Raw genomic sequence first — 16,863 nt, forward strand, 5'->3', positions numbered from 1 at the left:
GCTGCCCGATGGACCGATCCGCCCGCGTCACCGAGATCCTGTCGTGGTACGGGGCTGACAGCCCCGGGACCCTCACCAACCTCGCCCGGATGCTGGAGCACGGGACGCTCGGCGGCACCGGCAAGATGTTGATCCTGCCGGTCGACCAGGGCTTCGAGCACGGGCCCGCCCGCAGCTTCGGCCCGAATCCGCCGGCCTATGACCCGCACTACCATTTCGAGCTGGCCCTGGCGGCGGGGTGCAACGCCTACGCGGCGCCGCTCGGCTTCCTCGAGGCCGGCGCGCGCGACTATGCCGGGCGCATCCCGCTGATCCTCAAGCTCAACGACCACGACCTCCTGGCCGACGAGGAGGATCCCGAGCAGGCGATCACCGGCTCGGTGGCGGACGCCCTGCGGCTCGGCGCCTGCGCCGTCGGCTTCACGATCTACCCGGGCTCCGCCCACCGCAACGCCATGTACGGCCAGATCCGAGAAATCGCCGAGGAGGCCAAGAGCGTCGGCCTCGCCGTGGTGATCTGGTCCTACGCCCGCGGCTCGGCGCTGTCGAAGCAGGGCGAGACCGCCATCGACGTGATCGGCTACGCGGCCCAGATCGCCGCGCAACTCGGCGCCCACATCATCAAGGTGAAGCTGCCCACTGCCCATATCGAGCAGCCGGCGGCTAAGAAGGTCTACGAGTCGACCGGCATCCCGATCGGCACGGCGGCCGAGCGCGTCCGCCACGTGGTACAATGCGCCTTCAACGGGCGGCGGATCGTGATCTTCTCCGGCGGGGCCCAGGCTGAGGAGGCCACCTTCCTCGACGAGATCCGCGCCATCCAGGCGGGCGGCGGGTTCGGCTCGATCGTGGGCCGCAACGCCTTCCAGCGCTCGAAGGCGGACGCGCTGTCGCTGCTCGGCAAGATCACCGACATCTACGCGGGCCGATGAACGGGACCGTCAACCGCCATCGCGAGCCAGCCGGGCGAGCCCGTCGCGTGTCGACCCGGCCGGCCGCCAGCCGAGGGCCACGAGCCCCTCGGCGCGGGCGACGAGCCCTTCGGCGACGCGGGCGAACTGCGCATCCCGGCCGGTCATCCGGCAGGCCAGCCGGATGAGCCCGGCCGGGACCGGGACGAGGCCCGGGCCGCGGCCGAGACCCTGGCGCAGCGACGTGATCATCTCGGGCAGGCTGAGCGGGTCCGGGTCGGCCGCGACGAGGGCGCAGTTCAGGGGGGCCGGCGCCGCCAGCACTGCGTGCACGGCGCCCGACAGGCTCTCCAGCGAGATCAGGGAGCGCCGCGCCGCGAGGCCGCCCAGGGGCAGCGGGTAGGGGCTGCGCGCCAGCCGCAGGAGCGCGGCCATGTTGCCCTTCACGCCGGCCCCGTAGACGAGGACCGGCCGCAGCGCGACCCAGTCAAGGCCTGTCTCGGCGAGCGCCCGCTCGGCCTCCAGCTTGGAGCGGCCGTAGGCGTCGGTGGGCCGGGGCGGATCGCCCTCCCCGATCACGCCCGGCGCGCTCGCCCCCACCTGCGCGCGGATCGACGACAGGAACACGAAGCGGCGCACCTTCGCGCGCACCGCGGCTTCGGCGAGCCTGCGCGTCGCCTCGGTGTTGAGCGTGCGATAGTCGTCCTCCGGGGCGCCCGACATGGCATGGGCGAGCCCGGCCGAGTGCACGATCGCGTCGACGCCGCTGAGGGCCGCCGCCATGTTGATCGGGCGGGTCAGGTCGCCGACGACCGCGCTCGCGGCGCCCTCCGGCACGGTCGTGGGCCGGCGCAGCAGCACGCGGACCCGGTAGCCGCGCGCGGTGAGGTCGGCGAGCAGGTGGCGGCCGATGAAGCCGGTCGCCCCGGTGAGCGCGATGAGTCCGGTCACGGCTGGGCGGCACCTTCGGCTGGAGCCGGCGCCGGGGCGCGGGCGAAGCGGCGGAGCAGGGCGGCGACCAGGGCGAGCCCGGCCGCCGACGCGGCGAGCGTGACCGGCCGGGACGGCCAAAGCAAGGTCGCGGCCGCGAGCGAAGCCAGAGCGAGATTGGCCGCGAACACACGGCCCACCACGCCGGGGACGCCGAGCCCGTTGACGGTGGCCCGCTGGTAATAGTGCCCGCGATGGGCCTCCCAGACCCGCTCGCCCCGCGCCGCGCGGGCGGCGAGGGTCAGGCTGGCATCCGCGAGGTAGACGAGCGGCAGCAGCAGGGCGGCGGCGAGGCCGCCCGTCAGGGCCAGCTGGCACAGCAGCCACGCGGTGACGAGCCCGATCGGCAGCGAGCCGACATCCCCGAGGAAGAGTTTTGCGACCGGCCGGTTGAACGGCGCGAAGCCCAGCACCGCGCCCAGGAGGCTCGCCGCCACCAGCGTCGGCAGCGGCGGCAGGCGCCCGGCGAGGCCGAGCAGCAGGAGCGCCCCCGAAACCGGGACGATCTCCGCAACCGTCATCCAGTCGAGCCCGTCCATGAAGTTCGTCAGGTTGACGAACCACAGGGCCGCCAGCAGCGCGAGGCCGCGCTCCAGCCAGAGCGGCAGGGTGGGCAGCAGGCGCCCTTCCAGGTGCCAGACCAGAACGCCTACCACGATGGCCTGCACGGCGAGTCGCAGGGCAGCCGGCAGCGGCCGGACATCGTCCACGGCGCCGAGAAGTGCCAGGGCCAGGGCGCCCCCGGCGAGCCAGATCCAGTCCGGCCGGCCGCCGATCTCCGGCGCCGCGATCAGCAGGCCCGAGATCGTGACCAGCGCCGTCACCACGGCGATTCCGCCCCCCTGCGGGGTCGGCACGGTGTGGCTGGAGCGGGCGTTCGGCCGGGCCAGGGCGTAGCGCTGCAGCAGCGGGCGCAGGCGCAGGATCAGTCCGGCCGAGAGCGCGGCCGCGAGGGGGACCGCGAGGAGGAGGATGGTAGACAGGGCGGACAGGAGGGCGGGCGGGGTGTCGGGCGGCATAGCGCCGTCCTACGCGATCCGCCGCCCGTCCGTCAGGGGGCGCGCTACGCCGCCCGAACCGTCGCGAGGAAGCGCGCGACCTCGGCCCCGAGATGCTCGGACTGGCGCGACATCTCGCTCGCGGCCCCGAGCACCTGGGCCGCGGCCGCACCCGTCTCCTCGGCCGACTGGGCGAGGCTCGCGATGGTTCCGGTCACCGCACCGGTGCCGGCCGCCGCCTCGGCGACGTTGCGGACGATCTCCTGGGTCGCCGCGCCCTGCTGCTCCACGGCCGCCGCGATGTTCGAGGCGACGTCGTCGATTTCGCGGATGCGCCGACCGATCCCGTCGATCGCCGACGCGGCCTGCCCGGTGGAGGACTGGATCCGGCCGATCTGACCAGTGATCTCCTCGGTGGCCCGGGCGGTCTGCTCGGCGAGCGCCTTCACCTCGGACGCCACCACCGCGAAGCCGCGTCCCGCGGTGCCGGCCCGGGCGGCCTCGATCGTGGCGTTGAGGGCCAGCAGATTGGTCTGAGCGGCGATCCCGGAGATCAGCGCCACCACGTCGCCGACCTTCGCGGCTGCGGCGCTCAGATCCTGCACCAGCGCCACCGTGTTGGTCGCCTCCGCGACCGCCACCCGCGCGAGCTCCGCCGAGCCGCTGACCTGCCGGCCGATCTCCTGCACGGACGAGCCCAGCTCCTCGGCGGCCGCCGCGACGGTGTTGACGTTGGCGGCAGCCTCGCCGGCGGCGACCGCGACGGTGCCGGACTGCCCGGCTGCATCCGCCGCACTGCCGGTCAGGGACCGGGCGGTGGCCTCAAGCTCGGTGGCCGCCGACGACACGCCGCCGACGATGCCGCCCACCGCCTGCTCGAAGGCGTCGGCCATGGCATGGGTCGCGACCCGGCGCTGCGTCTCGGCATCGGTGCGGGCCAGCGCCGTCTCCGCCTCGAGGGCGCGCGAACGGACGAGGTTGTCGCGGAAAACCACGACGGAGCCCGCGAGGTCGCCGATCTCGTCGCGGCGCTCCTGCCCCGGGATCGCCACCTCCGCGTCGCCCGCGGCGAGGCGCTGCGTCACGGCGGCGATCTTCCGGAGGGGCCCGCTGACGCCGCGGGTCACCAGCACGAAGGCTCCGATCGCGATCAGGAGGGCGAGGCCGGCGAGCGCCAGCACGTTCCGCTTGGCGGCGTCGTAGGTCTGCGCGATCAGCGTGCCGCTCGCCTGCGATCCGTCGCTGTTCAGGGCGACGAGTTTCTCCCAATCGGCCATGATGGCGCCGATGCTCGCCGACATGGTCGTGTTGTAGATCCGCTGCCCGCCGGCGACGTCGCCCGCCTCGGCCTTGGCCACTGCCTCCCGCTGCTGCTCGGCGTAGGTGGCCACGTGCTGGCGGAAGGCCGCGTAGGCCTCGCGCTCGGATTGGGTCAGCGGCAGGGCCTCGTACCGGGCGTACTGGGCCGCGAGCAGCGCGTCGCGCTTGGCGATCTGATCCGCGACCTCCGCGCGCAATTCGGGCGTGTCGGCGGTGATCAATCGAACGGCGTTGACCCGCTGGCGCATGAAGTTGATGCCGATCCGGCCGAGCGCGTCGGTGGCCGGGATGCGCGTGTCGCGCAACTGCGCGGCGGCGGATTCGATGCGGCCCAGTTCGGCCAGCGAGAGGCCGCTCGTCGCGGCGATCAGTACCACCAGGGCTGCGAGACACAGGCCGAGCTTGGCCGCGATGGAAATACCGGCGCGCATAGGAATTGGTCCCCGATCCCGTGTCTGGGATCGGGGCCAATGCATGTACGAGAAACGTTAAGGTTGTTTGGATCCCGCCCGGATTACCCGACGTCCGGGCAGGATCGGTCCGCTAGTAGACCTGAGCCTCCGCGCGCGGCTGGTTCGACGGGCCGTCCCGGCGCTCCAGACCCTTCTCGACGACCTTGGCGAGCCCGACCATGATCTGGTCGATGGCGTAGTCCTTCGGCGTGTAGACGGCGCGCACGCCCATGTTCTTGAGGACCAGCTCGTCCTCGGGCGAGATGATGCCGCCGACCACCACCGGAATATGGTCGAGCCCCGCCTCCCGCATCTTGGCGCGGACCTCCCGCACCAGCGGCACGTGGGAGCCGGACAGGATCGACAGGCCGACCACGTGGGCGCCGGTCTCCTTGGCCTTCGCGACGATCTCGGCCGGCGTCTGGCGGATGCCGTCGTAGGTGACGTCGAAGCCGACATCCCGGGCGCGGAGCGCGATCTGCTCGGCGCCGTTGGAATGGCCGTCGAGTCCGGGCTTGCCGACCACGAGCTTCGGCGTCTCGCCCAGCCGCTCGCCGAGATCGGCGATCAGCAGCTTGGCCTCCTCGGCGGCCCCGGCCGAGACCGTCTCCAGGGTCACGCCGGTGGGCGCGCGATACTCGCCGAAGACCGCGCGCAGGCGCTCGCCCCACTCGCCGGTGGTGACGCCGGCCTTCGCGGCTTCGATCGAGGGCGGCATGATGTTGGCGCCGGAGCGCGCCGCCTGCTCCAGGGCGTCGAGGGCCTGGCCCACGGCGTTCTCGTCGCGGCGGCCGCGCCACTCCCGGATCCGGCTCTGCGCCTCCATCTCGACGGTCTCGGAGACGGAGAAGATCGCCCCCTCCCCGGCGGTGAGCGGCGACGGCTCGCCCTGCTGCCACTTGTTCACGCCGACGACGATCTGGTCTCCGGCCTCGATCGCCGAGATCCGGCGGGCATTCGATTCGACCAGCGCGCGCTTGAGCGCCCCGGTCTCCACCGCCGCGACCGCACCGCCGATGCCGCCGATCCGCTCCAGCTCGGCCCGGGTCTCGACCTTCAGCGCCTCGACCTTGGCCTCGATCACGTGACTGCCGTCGAAGATGTCGTCGTATTCCAGGAGATCGGTCTCGAAGGCCAGGATCTGCTGCATCCGCATGGACCATTGCTGGTCCCAGGGCCGCGGCAGGCCGAGCGCCTCGTTCCAGGCCGGCAGCTGCACCGCCCGGGCGCGGGCGCGCTTCGAGAGCGTCACCGCCAGCATCTCGATCAGGATGCGGTGGACGTTGTTCTCGGGCTGCTGCTCGGTGAGCCCAAGGGAGTTCACCTGCACGCCGTAGCGGAAGATGCGCTTCTTCGGGTCGTCGATGCCGTAGCGCTCCCGGGCGATCTCGTCCCAGAGTTCGGCGAACGCCCGCATCTTGCAGATCTCGGTGATGAACCGCAAACCCGCATTCACGAAGAACGAAATCCGGCCGAACACGTCAGAAAAACTCTCCGCGTCGAATTCCGGGTCGTCGCGCACCGTGTCGAGAACCGCGATGGCGATGGCGAGGGCGTAGGACAATTCCTGGACCGGCGTCGCCCCCGCTTCCTGCAGGTGGTAGGAGCAGACGTTCATCGGGTTCCACTTCGGCACGTTCTTGGTCGTGAACAGGATCACGTCCTTGGTGAGCCGGAGGGACGGCGCGGGCGGGAACACGTAGGTGCCGCGCGACAGGTATTCCTTGATGATGTCGTTCTGGGTCGTGCCCTGGAGGGCGGCGATCGGCGCGCCCTGCTCCTCGGCCACCGCGAGATAGAGCGCCAGCAGCCACGGGGCCGTGGCGTTGATGGTCATCGAGGTGTTCATCTGGGCGAGCGGGATGTCCTGGAACAGGGTCCGCATGTCGCCGAGATGCGCGATCGAGACGCCGACCTTGCCGACCTCGCCGCGGGAGAGTTCGTGGTCGGGGTCGTAGCCAGTCTGGGTCGGGAGGTCGAAGGCCACCGACAGGCCGGTCTGGCCCTTGGCGAGGTTGCCCCGATAGAGCTTGTTGGATTCCGCCGCGGTCGAGTGCCCCGCATAGGTGCGGATGATCCAGGGCTTGTCGCGGCTAGACTTGTCGCTCTTGGTCTCGGCGACGCTCGCGCCCATTCCTCGCCTCCGTGTCATCTTTGTATCCGCGCAGGGCGCGGCCTTGCGGCCACCGTAGCGAAGGCTTGGGCACGCGTCATCCGGGACGGAAGTGCAAGAGGCCTTTCCTGGGCGCCCCTGGCCCATGAAAAAACTTGCCCGGCGGAACAGCGCGATTTGAGGGCGTCGCCGGCCGAGGCACCCGCCGAGCCCCGCTCGGCGCCGGCGGAGAGGGTCCGCGGACCGGTCCGGAACAGCATCCTCAGAGCTGGTATAAAGTCTACCCAATCTGTTCTTCGCGGGAACGGCCGCTGGTCTGGCGCGAGACAGCACGCCGGAACAACGACTTAGAGCTGACCAGGCTTGCCGCGCGCGCTTGAGCAGCTCAGGCCTGTGGCCGCGCTTCCGCGGAAGGTCTCGGGACCGGCGCCGGCAAGGCCACTGCCGAATAATACTTGGTCACCCGGAAAGCCGATTTTGAATACGTGGCTGCCTGCCCTGTGCCGGCGCTTTTTTCATGCCGGAAACCATCGGGATTCGACTTTCGGCCCACTTGGACGCCTCCGTCATCACCGCTATAGCGCGATGGAGAACCGCGGCCGTGAGAAACACGCGGGACGAGAGGAGAGCGAGATGGCGGCGAGCGCTGCGATCAGTCCGACGGGCGGGGAGGTCAAGGACCTCTACGAGATGGGTGAAATCCCGCCGCTGGGTCATGTGCCGGCCAAGATGTATGCCTGGGCGATCCGGCGCGAGCGTCACGGGCCCCCGGAACAATCCCACCAGCTCGAAGTGCTGCCGGTCTGGGAGATCGGCGACGACGAGGTGCTGGTCTACGTCATGGCGGCGGGCGTGAACTACAACGGCGTCTGGGCCGGTCTCGGCGAGCCGATCTCGCCCTTCGACGTGCACAAGGGCGAGTACCACATCGCCGGCTCCGACGCCTCCGGCATCGTCTGGAAGGTCGGCGCCAAGGTGAAGCGCTGGAAGGTCGGCGACGAGGTCATCGTCCACTGCAACCAGGATGACGGCGACGACGAGGAGTGCAACGGGGGCGACCCGATGTTCTCGCCGACCCAGCGGATCTGGGGCTACGAGACTGGCGACGGCTCCTTCGCGCAGTTCTGCCGGGTGCAGTCGCGCCAGCTGATGCACCGGCCGAAGCACCTCACCTGGGAGGAGGCGGCCTGCTACACGCTGACACTGGCCACCGCCTACCGGATGCTGTTCGGCCACGCGCCGCACACGGTCCGTCCGGGCCAGAACGTGCTGATCTGGGGCGCCTCGGGCGGTCTCGGCGTGTTCGGCGTGCAGCTCTGCGCGGCGTCGGGCGCCAACGCCATCGCGGTGATCTCGGACGAGTCGAAGCGCGATTACGTGATGAGCCTCGGCGCCAAGGGCGTCATCAACCGCAAGGACTTCGATTGCTGGGGCCAGCTCCCGAAGGTGAACTCGCCTGAGTTCCACGCCTGGACCAAGGAAGCGCGGAAGTTCGGCAAGGCAATCTGGGACATCACCGGAAAGCAGGATGTCGACATCGTGTTCGAGCATCCGGGCGAGGCGACCTTCCCGGTCTCGGCCCTCGTGGTGAAGCGCGGCGGCATGGTGGTGTTCTGCGCGGGCACGACCGGCTTCAACATCACCTTCGACGCCCGCTACGTCTGGATGCGGCAGAAGCGCATCCAGGGCTCGCACTTCGCCCATCTTAAGCAGGCCTCGGCGGCGAACCAGTTCGTGCTGGATCAGCGGATCGACCCGTGCATGAGCGAGGTCTTCCCCTGGGACAAGATCCCCCAGGCCCACACCAAGATGTGGAAGAACCAGCACCCGCCGGGCAACATGGCCTGCCTCGTCAATTCCCCACGTGCCGGCCTGCGCACGGTCGAGGACGTGATCGAGGCCGGTCCGCTGAAGCGGTAAGGCCGACGCGCCGGGCCGGCTCTGCGCACTCGCGCGGGACCGGCCCGATCGGCTAAGCTCGGGGCGTCCCGCGCCGAATCGGCGACCGGTTCGGTGTGCCGGGACGCGCGGATGACGGGCCTGCGAGATCCTGACAGGACCCGGCCCCGATCCTCATCGGGGGCATGGATTTGAACGGCGACGACGAGGCTTACGTCTACGACGAGGCGACGGGCGAATGGATCCCGCCCGGACGCGCGGCCGCGCCCCCTGAGAAAGCTGCGGTCCGTGACGCGGCCGGCAATGTCCTGGCCGACGGCGATTCGGTCACGCTGATCAAGGACCTGAAGGTCAAGGGCGCGAACCAGACCCTGAAGCAGGGCACGGTCATCCGGTCGATCCGGCTCACGGACGACCCGGAGGAGATCGACTGCCGCCACGACACCATCAAGGGTCTCGTCCTGCGCACCGAATTCGTGCGCAAGCGCTGAACGGGCGGCCTTGTCGGGACGATCACCGGCTGCCGGTGCGGTCCCGATCGCGCCGCCGGACCGCACGCTCGGCGTCGTCGCGGGCGCGGCGACTCAGTGCAGCGCGCGGCGTCGTCGATCGTGGCGCCGAGGGGATGGCTGCGCTCCGATCGCGAAGACGATTCGCGGCGACGCTGCATCCCGGCACCGGCTACCGCCGGCGCGGCTCGTCCTGCGGCAGGTGGCGGCCGTAGATCTCCTCCTTGTCCGCGCGCTGCTGGATCAGGTCGGCATAGGCCTGCCGCATCTCCGGAGAGACGCTGATGCTCTTGCCCTTGGCGGGCTTGCGCTTGGGCGCCTTCTTGAAGGTGTTGTTCGTGTCGCTCATGCCGGGCCCCGCGTCGAACCGTGGCGGCATCGCGTGGCCGGTCGACCGAGCCGGCGATCCGGCCGCCGCCCAGGCCGGACATCCGCCCTGTAGCGCATCGCCGCCCCGGACGCACGGTGGCCCGGGACGGATTGATCTGGCCTGCCGCTGCGGCCTCTGCCAGGATCGAAACGATGACGGTCGGGGGCGGAGATGGATGTGCGTGACTCGTCGCGGTTTCGGCGTCCGGGCGCGGCGCGCGGCCGCTCCCGGTGCGGGGCCTCGCTCGCGATCCTGATCGCCCTCGGCAGCCTGCCGGTTCAGGCGCAGGACCGGCCGGCGCCGGCCCGGCCCGCGCCGAGACCGGCACCGACGGCCGATCCCGCCTTCGAGGCCGCGAGGGCGACCTTCGAGGCCCTGCCGGAGGCCGACCGCAAGGCGGTCCAGGACGCCCTGGTCTGGACCGGCGATTTCAACGCCGTGGTGTCGGGAGCCTTCGGGCGCCGGACCTTCGAGGCGCTGAACGCCTACGGCGCCCGGGCCGGCGGCGCCGATCCCCTCGATCCGCGCGGGCGGGCAGCGCTGCTCTCCGCCGGCGCTGCGGCGCGGAATGCGGCGCGCTTCCGGGTTGCGGTCGATCCCGGTACCGGCGCCGTGATGGGGGTTCCCGAGCGCCTGCTGGCGAAGCGCACCGCCCTGCCCTCCGGAACCCGCTGGCAGAGCCAGGACGGCCGGGTGACCCTGGAATCCCGCGCCTTCCCGCCCGGGACAGAGACCCTGGACGCGCTGTTCGAGAAGGCCACCGCGCCGCTGCCCGGCCGCAAGGTGACCTACAAGCTGCGACGACCCGACACCGTGGTGGTCACCGCCGAGACCGGGCCGGGACTGTCCTATATCCGCTACGCCTCGGGACCGGAGGGCGTGCGCGGCTTCCTGCTCGGCTACGACCGCGCCCTGGCACCGGAGGTCGACCGGCTCGTCATCGCCGTGGCGAACGCCTTCGTGCCGTTTCCGGATTCCGCAGCAGCGCCGGCCGCCCAGAGGCCGGCAAGTCCGGCGCCTCTGCCGGCGACCCGCGCCGCCGGCACGCCGGCGCCCCATCCGCCGGGCGCAGCCCTGGCGCCGGTGAGCCTCTCGGCCTCATCGGCGGCGGGCGCGGGTCTGGCGGTGGCGCCGGGGCGCGTGCTGACCGCCGTCGCCGTGCTGGAGGGCTGCGCCCAGCCGCGCGTCGGGTCTGCGCCGGCCCGTGTGCTCGCCACCGATCCGGCCGGTCTCGCACTCCTGGATGTGCCCGGGGCTGCTGCCCCGCTCCGGCCCGCAACGCGGACCGAGCCCGTCGGCGCCGAGGAGAGCCTGATCGCCCTCGCGCCGGGTCCGGAGGGGATCCAGGCCGCACCGGGCGAGGCGCGGGGAGGCGACGTCATAGCGGCACTCCAGCCGGGATCCGGCGGCGCGCCGGTGCTCGACCGGTCGGGTGCTCTCGTCGGGATCGTCGCCCGCTATCCCGCGGCACCGCGCCGGGTCGCCGGGGTGGTGCCGCCCGCGCGCTTGCCGCTGGTGCCGGGGCGGGCGATCACGGCCTTCCTGGCCGCCCAGGGCCTTCCCGCGGCGACGCCGCATCCGGGTGTCGGACCCGCCGCGCTCGCGCCCGCCGTGGTGGCGATCACCTGCCGATAGGAGGGCGCGCGCCGGAGATGGCCGCCGCCTTTCGGCCTGGGCCTGCGCGCCCTCCAGGGGCCTGGGCGGACGACGCGTCCGCTCAGGCCGATCCTCCGGCTCAGAGCCGGCCGGTCACCAGCAGGACGATCAGCACGATCAGCAGGATGCCGCCGAGGCCGAAGCCGGGACCGCGATACGCACCGCCGCCGAGGAAGCCGCCGCCGCCGAAGGCCAGGATGATCAGGATGATGAGTAGAATGGTGACGAGGGACATCGGTCGCGTTCTCCGGACGGTCGCGCTGGTGCGAGCGTGACCGTTCAAACGCTGCGACATTCCGTTCCGTTCAACGCCAAGCTACGCTTTTGTGAGGAAAATTCCGGATGCAGCCCCGGCGCTCAGGCGTGCCAGTCCGGCAGCGCCTCCTCCGGCGCGTCGAGCCAGCCTGGCACCGGCAGGTTGCGCTCGGTGAGGAAGGCCGGGTTGAACAGCTTGGAGGCGTAGCGCGCCGCCCCGTCGCACAGGATGGTCACGATGGTGTGGCCGGGCCCGAGGTCCCGGGCCAGCCGGATCGCCCCGGCGACGTTGATGCCCGAGGAGCCGCCCAGCGACAGCCCCTCCTCCCGCATCAGCCCGAAGACGATGTCGAGGGCTTCGCGGTCCGGGATGCGGAAGGCGCGATCGGGGGTGAAGCCCGCGAGGTTGCCGGTGATGCGCCCCTGGCCGATCCCCTCGGTGATCGAGGAGCCCTCGGCCTTCAGGGTGCCGGTGGTGTAATGCGCGTAGAGGGCCGAGCCCTCCGGATCGGAGAGCGCGATCTTCACCTGCGGGTTGCGGGCGCGCAGGGCCTCGGCGGTGCCGGCGAGCGTGCCGCCGGTCCCGGCCGCGCAGACGAAGCCGTCGACCCGGCCGCCGGTCTGCGCCCAGATCTCCGGGCCGGTGCCGTCGACATGGGCCTGCCGGTTGGCGACGTTGTCGAACTGGTCGGCGAAGAAGGCGCCGGCCGGCTCGGTGGCGGCGAGCTTTTCCGCAAGGCGCCGGGCCACGTGGACGTAATTGTTCGGGTTGGCGAAGGGCACGGCCGGGACCTCCACCAGCCGGGCGCCCGCGAGCCGCAGGGTCTGCTTCTTCTCCTCGGACTGGGTGACCGGGATGACGATCAGCGTCCGGTAGCCGCGCACCGAGGCCACCAGGGCGAGGCCGATGCCGGTATTGCCGGCGGTGCCCTCCACGATGGTGCCGCCCGGACGGATCAGGCCCTTCGCCTCCGCGTCCCGCACGATGGAGAGCGCGGCACGGTCCTTCACCGATAGCCCCGGATTCAGGAACTCGGCCTTGCCGTAGATGGTGCAGCCGGTCTCCTCGGAGGCGCGGCGCAGACGGATCAGCGGGGTGCTGCCGATGGCGGCCAGGACGTCGGGAGCGGGTTCGCGACTCGGTACAATCATGGTCAGGAGCCTAGGATGCGGCGCGGCCGCTGGCGAGCCTCACCCGAACACGTGCCCGCCATTGATCCGCAGCCCCACCGGATGCCCGGCGGCGTAGCGCACGCCGTCAAAATCCTCCACGGCCAACACCCGCCCCTCGGCATCCGCCACCTCGATCCGCTGGCGGCCCTGTGTCCGGTACGAGCTGCGCACCGTGCCGGACAGGTGCGCCGCCTCGGGCTCGGCGAGCTGCAGCTGCCAGGGCCGCACGTAGAGCTTGACCGGACCGAACAGGCTGGCGGGCGCTATCACCGGCGTCTCCCGGCCCCGGACCAGCACCCGGCCGCCCTCGGCGATCGCCTCCACCTCGACGGAATCGCCCAGGAACTTCATCACGGTGGCGGAGGCCGGGTTCTCCTGCACCTCGTCCGGCGTGCCGACCTGCTCCAGCCGGCCGCGGTCGAGCACCGCGACGCGGTCGGACAGCTCCAGGGCCTCGTCCTGGTCGTGGGTCACGAAGATCGTGGTCTGGCCGGTGCGGTCGTGGATCTCACGCAGCCAGCGGCGCAGGTCCTTGCGGACCTGGGCGTCCAGCGCGCCGAAGGGCTCGTCGAGCAGCAGCACCCGCGGCTCGACGGCGAGCGCCCGGGCGAGCGCCACCCGCTGGCGCTGGCCGCCCGAGAGCTGCGACGGGTAGCGGTCGCCGAAGCCGGAGAGCCGGATCAGGTCGAGCAGGTCGCCGACCCGGCGCTTGATCTCGGCCTTGGCCGGCCGGTCGGCGCGCCGCCGCGCGTTCAGCCCGTAGGCGATGTTGTCGGCCACGCTCATGTGCTTGAACAGGGCGTAGTGCTGGAACACGAAGCCCACGGCCCGTTCCTGCACGGGCAGACTCGTGGCGTCGTCGCCGCCGAACAGAATCCGGCCCCGGTCCGGCGCGTCGAGCCCGGCGATGATCCGCAGCAGCGTCGTCTTGCCCGAGCCCGAGGGGCCCAGAAGCCCGATCAGCTCGCCCGCCCGCACGTCGAGGGACAGGTCGTGCAGCACCGCCGCCGTGTCGAAAGTCTTCGAGACGTTCTCGATCCGGATCGCCGTGGAGGGCCGGTCCAAGGGGCCGTCAGTGAGCCCGGCCGGCCGCGAGCTCCCCCGCGAAGCGCCATTCGAGAACGGACTTGAGAACGAGGGTGATGAGGGCAAGGACGGCGAGGAGCGAAGCGACGGCGAATGCGGCGACGAAATTGTACTCATTGTAGAGGATCTCCACGTGAAGTGGGATGGTGTTGGTCAGGCCGCGGATGTGGCCCGACACCACCGACACCGCTCCGAATTCGCCCATCGCCCGGGCATTGCAGAGGAGCACGCTGTAGAGCAGGCCCCAGCGGATATTGGGCAGCGTGACCGTCCGGAACGCGTGCAGGCCCGAGGCGCCGAGGGTGAGCGCCGCCTCCTCCTCGGCGGTGCCCTGCTCCTGCATCAGCGGGATCAGCTCGCGGGCGACGAACGGGAAGGTCACGAACACCGTCGCCAGCACGATGCCCGGCAGCGCGAACAGGATCTGGATGCCGTGATCGATGAGCCAGGAGCCGAACAGCCCCTGGGAGCCGAACAGCAGCACGTAGATCATCCCCGAGACCACCGGCGAGACCGAGAAGGGCAGGTCGATCAGGGTGATCAGCAGCGACTTGCCGGGGAACTCGAACTTGGCGATGGCCCAGGAGGCGGCCAGCCCGAACACGACGTTGAACGGCACCGCGATCGCCGCCACCGTCAGCGTCAGGCGGATCGCGCTCCAGGCGTCGGGCTCCCGGAACGCGTCCAGGAAGGCGCCGATCCCCTTCGAGAAGGCCTGGGTGAACACCGCGATCAGCGGCAGAACCAGGAACAGCGCCAGGAACGCCACCGCGATGCCGATCAGGACGACGCGGGTGGCGGCGCCTTCGGAGGCGACCGGGGCCGGCTTGGCGGACGGCACGATGGCGGGGAAGACACCCTCAGACATAGCCGAACCGCCGCCGTGACCAGGTCTGGATGAGGTTGATGGCGAGCAGCGTCAGGAACGAGATCCCGAGCATGATCGTGGCGATGGCGGCCGCGCCGCCGTAATCGAACTCCGAGAGCTTGATGACGATGAGCAGCGGCGCGATCTCCGACACGTAGGGCAGGTTGCCGGCGATGAAGATGATCGAGCCGTACTCGCCGACGCCCCGGGCGAAGGCGAGCGCGAAGCCGGTGAGCACCGCCGGGATCAGCGGCGGCAGCACCACCCTGGTGAGGGTGACGAGGCGCGTCGCGCCGAGGGTGGCGGAGGCCTCCTCGATCTCCTTGTCGATCTCGGCGATCAGCGGCTGCACGGTCCGCACCGCGAAGGGCAGCCCGATGAACACCATGGCGATGAAGATGCCCACCGGCGTGTAGGCCGCCTGGATGCCGAGCCGCGCGAGCGGGGCGCCCAGCAGCCCGTCCGGCGCATAGAGCGCGGCCAGCGCGATGCCGGCGACCGCGGTCGGCAACGCGAAGGGCAGGTCGACCGCGGCATCGACGAGCTTGCGGCCCGGGAATCGGTAGCGGGTCAGCACCCAGGCCACGAGGAAGCCGAACAGGGAGGCCACGAGCGCCGCGACGGCCGAGACGCCGAAGCTGATCCGCAGGGCGCTCGCCACCCGCGGATCGGTGGCGACCTCCCAGATGCCCGACAGGCCGAGCCCCGAGGCCTTCACCACCAGCCCGGCCAGCGGCAGCAGGACGATCAGCCCGAGGCAGGTCAGCGTGTAGCCGAAGCTGATCCCGAAGCCCGGGATCACGCTCGGCCGTCGGAAGGTCCGTCGGAGGCGGGGCGTTTCGACCATGGTTCCCGCCTCAGCGGCCGGCCCGGCTCAAACGATCGAACAAGCCGCCGGCGTCGAAGTTCCGCTTCTGGATCTCGTCCCAGGAGCCTTGCAGGTCCTCGATCTTGAACAGCTTGATGTCCGGGAGCTGCGCGAGGTCGGCCTGAGCGGCCGCTTCCCGGCGGATCGGGCGGTAATGATGCTTGGCGAAGATCGCCTGGGCGCGGTCGGTGTAGAGGAAGTCGAGATAGGCCTGCGCGGCCTTCGTCGTTCCCTTGCGCTCGGCGTTGGCCGCAACGAGGGCCACCGGCGGCTCGGCATAGATCGAAGTCGGCGGCGAGACGATGTCGAACTTGTCGGCGCCGAATTCCTGGAGGACGAGATAGGCCTCGTTCTCCCAAGTCGGCAGCACGTCGCCGAGGCCGCGCTGCGCGAAGGTCACGGTGGAGCCGCGGGCGCCGGTATCGAGCACCGGCACGTTCTTGTAGATCTGACCGACGAAGGCGTCGGCCTTGGCGGCGTCCTTGTCCTGGCCGTAGGCGTAGCCCCAGGCGGCCAGGAAGTTCCAGCGTCCGCCCGCCGAGGTCTTCGGGTTCGGGGTGATCACCTTCACGTCGGATTTGGTGAGGTCGGCCCAGTCCTTGATGCCCTTCGGGTTGCCCTTGCGGACGAGGAACACCACCGTCGACGTGTAGGGCGTCGCCTGGTTCGGCAGCTTGCTGCGCCAATCCTCCGGGACCTTGTGGGTGAGCTTGGCGATCGCATCGATGTCGGACGGGATGCCAAGGGTCACGACGTCGGCGTCGACGCCGTCGATCACCGTCCGCGCCTGCGCGCCGGAGCCGCCATGCGAGGCGCGAACCGTGATGGCCTCGCCGGTCTTGGCCTTCCACGCCTCCGCGAAGGCGGCGTTGATCTCCCGATAGAGTTCGCGGGTCGGATCGTACGAGACGTTGAGGAGCGCGGTCTCGGCCACGGCCGGCAGCGCGCAGGCCCACAGGCCTGCGCCGGCCAGAAGGGAAAGACCGATGGCCCGAGCCACCCACTCCCGACCTGAAGCGTTCTTCATCGCGTCCGATTCCCAGCCTGGCGCCTGCGACCCAGGGACGGCTCGCCCCCGATAACAGGCCAATCGTTCTTTTTATCGAACGAAGTCAAGCCGGGACCGCGCGGGAGCGTGATCCCGCCCCGCCGGCAACATCACCGAACGCCCCGATAAGGCAAGCGTCTTCAGAGCATTAGCCGGTCAGAAGGTATGGATCTTCTCCGAAAACGAGGCGTCGGGGAAGAATATCGGCCGCGCGGCTGGTTTTGTAGAACGAACGATCTCGTGTGCGTCAGCGCACATAAGAAGCTGCCGTCCGTCGCGCGGGAGCGCCGAGCGCGGACTTCATGACGCGCTACCTACGTTGGATGCGGGTGACGCGGGGCCGGGCG

The 16,863-nt window shown here is 71.0% G+C and carries 15 protein-coding genes; 4 read left to right on the top strand and 11 right to left on the bottom strand.

All coding sequences use genetic code 11. The features are described from left to right. The first annotated feature begins 8 nt into the window (after nucleotides 1–8). Nucleotides 9–932: a class I fructose-bisphosphate aldolase gene (locus tag BLT59_RS17760; protein WP_091783071.1), complete on the top strand. Its 924-nt coding sequence runs from the start codon at nucleotides 9–11 to the stop codon at nucleotides 930–932. 9 nt (nucleotides 933–941) lie between these two features. On the opposite strand, the gene BLT59_RS17765 is transcribed toward BLT59_RS17760, so the two are convergent. The 4 genes from BLT59_RS17765 to BLT59_RS17780 all read right to left on the bottom strand — a co-directional run bounded on the left by BLT59_RS17765 (nucleotide 942) and on the right by BLT59_RS17780 (nucleotide 6,805). Next, nucleotides 942–1,862 carry an NAD-dependent epimerase/dehydratase family protein gene (locus BLT59_RS17765; protein ID WP_091783074.1) on the bottom strand — a complete coding sequence of 307 codons (921 nt, stop codon included), beginning with the start codon at nucleotides 1,860–1,862 and terminating at the stop codon, nucleotides 942–944. Further along, nucleotides 1,859–2,920 carry an MraY family glycosyltransferase gene (locus BLT59_RS17770; RefSeq protein WP_091783077.1) on the bottom strand — a complete coding sequence of 354 codons (1,062 nt, stop codon included), beginning with the start codon at nucleotides 2,918–2,920 and terminating at the stop codon, nucleotides 1,859–1,861. The genes BLT59_RS17765 and BLT59_RS17770 overlap by 4 nt, the downstream gene beginning before the upstream one ends. 44 nt (nucleotides 2,921–2,964) lie before the next feature. Next, nucleotides 2,965–4,650 carry a methyl-accepting chemotaxis protein gene (locus BLT59_RS17775; RefSeq protein WP_091783081.1) on the bottom strand — a complete coding sequence of 562 codons (1,686 nt, stop codon included), beginning with the start codon at nucleotides 4,648–4,650 and terminating at the stop codon, nucleotides 2,965–2,967. 112 nt (nucleotides 4,651–4,762) lie between these two features. Next, entirely contained in the window at nucleotides 4,763–6,805 is a 2,043-nt protein-coding gene (locus BLT59_RS17780) for a protein meaA (protein WP_091783084.1), read from the bottom strand. Between the two features lie 612 nt (nucleotides 6,806–7,417). Between BLT59_RS17780 and ccrA the strand changes: the two genes are divergently transcribed. Both ccrA and BLT59_RS17790 read left to right on the top strand, forming a co-directional pair. Beyond that, the gene (gene ccrA, locus BLT59_RS17785) at nucleotides 7,418–8,704 is read left to right on the top strand and encodes a crotonyl-CoA carboxylase/reductase (RefSeq protein ID WP_043347875.1); all 1,287 of its coding nucleotides are present in this window, start codon (nucleotides 7,418–7,420) and stop codon (nucleotides 8,702–8,704) included. A 170-nt stretch (nucleotides 8,705–8,874) separates the two neighbouring features. Further along, complete coding sequence (locus BLT59_RS17790; RefSeq protein WP_091783271.1) at nucleotides 8,875–9,174, top strand: alkylphosphonate utilization protein; 300 nt, start codon at nucleotides 8,875–8,877, stop codon at nucleotides 9,172–9,174. Between the two features lie 190 nt (nucleotides 9,175–9,364). Here BLT59_RS17790 and BLT59_RS31345 read toward each other — a convergent pair whose 3' ends face one another. Further along, entirely contained in the window at nucleotides 9,365–9,541 is a 177-nt protein-coding gene (locus BLT59_RS31345) for a hypothetical protein (protein WP_175544048.1), read from the bottom strand. A 192-nt stretch (nucleotides 9,542–9,733) separates the two neighbouring features. Here BLT59_RS31345 and BLT59_RS17800 point away from each other — a divergent pair, with 192 nt between their 5' ends. Then, nucleotides 9,734–11,197, top strand: coding sequence for a serine protease family protein (locus BLT59_RS17800; RefSeq protein ID WP_091783090.1), 1,464 nt, complete (start codon nucleotides 9,734–9,736; stop codon nucleotides 11,195–11,197). A 100-nt stretch (nucleotides 11,198–11,297) separates the two neighbouring features. Here BLT59_RS17800 and BLT59_RS17805 read toward each other — a convergent pair whose 3' ends face one another. The 6 genes from BLT59_RS17805 to BLT59_RS17830 all read right to left on the bottom strand — a co-directional run bounded on the left by BLT59_RS17805 (nucleotide 11,298) and on the right by BLT59_RS17830 (nucleotide 16,495). Continuing rightward, nucleotides 11,298–11,453 (bottom strand): hypothetical protein, encoded by a 156-nt coding sequence (locus BLT59_RS17805; RefSeq protein WP_007563230.1) that lies wholly within the window; start codon nucleotides 11,451–11,453, stop codon nucleotides 11,298–11,300. Between the two features lie 122 nt (nucleotides 11,454–11,575). Next, the gene (locus BLT59_RS17810) at nucleotides 11,576–12,625 is read right to left on the bottom strand and encodes a cysteine synthase A (RefSeq protein ID WP_091783093.1); all 1,050 of its coding nucleotides are present in this window, start codon (nucleotides 12,623–12,625) and stop codon (nucleotides 11,576–11,578) included. 39 nt (nucleotides 12,626–12,664) lie between these two features. Further along, nucleotides 12,665–13,690: a sulfate ABC transporter ATP-binding protein gene (locus BLT59_RS17815; RefSeq protein ID WP_091783273.1), complete on the bottom strand. Its 1,026-nt coding sequence runs from the start codon at nucleotides 13,688–13,690 to the stop codon at nucleotides 12,665–12,667. Nucleotides 13,691–13,718: 28 nt separating this feature from the next. Continuing rightward, nucleotides 13,719–14,600 (bottom strand): sulfate ABC transporter permease subunit CysW, encoded by an 882-nt coding sequence (gene cysW, locus BLT59_RS17820; RefSeq protein ID WP_091783096.1) that lies wholly within the window; start codon nucleotides 14,598–14,600, stop codon nucleotides 13,719–13,721. After that, nucleotides 14,593–15,447 (bottom strand): sulfate ABC transporter permease subunit CysT, encoded by an 855-nt coding sequence (gene cysT, locus BLT59_RS17825; RefSeq protein ID WP_091783100.1) that lies wholly within the window; start codon nucleotides 15,445–15,447, stop codon nucleotides 14,593–14,595. Before cysT ends, cysW begins: the two co-directional genes overlap by 8 nt. A gap of 10 nt (nucleotides 15,448–15,457) precedes the next feature. Next, complete coding sequence (locus tag BLT59_RS17830) at nucleotides 15,458–16,495, bottom strand: sulfate ABC transporter substrate-binding protein (protein WP_091783103.1); 1,038 nt, start codon at nucleotides 16,493–16,495, stop codon at nucleotides 15,458–15,460. Nucleotides 16,496–16,863: the final 368 nt, after the last annotated feature.

The organism is Methylobacterium sp. UNC378MF, from assembly GCF_900103195.1.
Classification (GTDB): Bacteria; Pseudomonadota; Alphaproteobacteria; order Rhizobiales; family Beijerinckiaceae; genus Methylobacterium.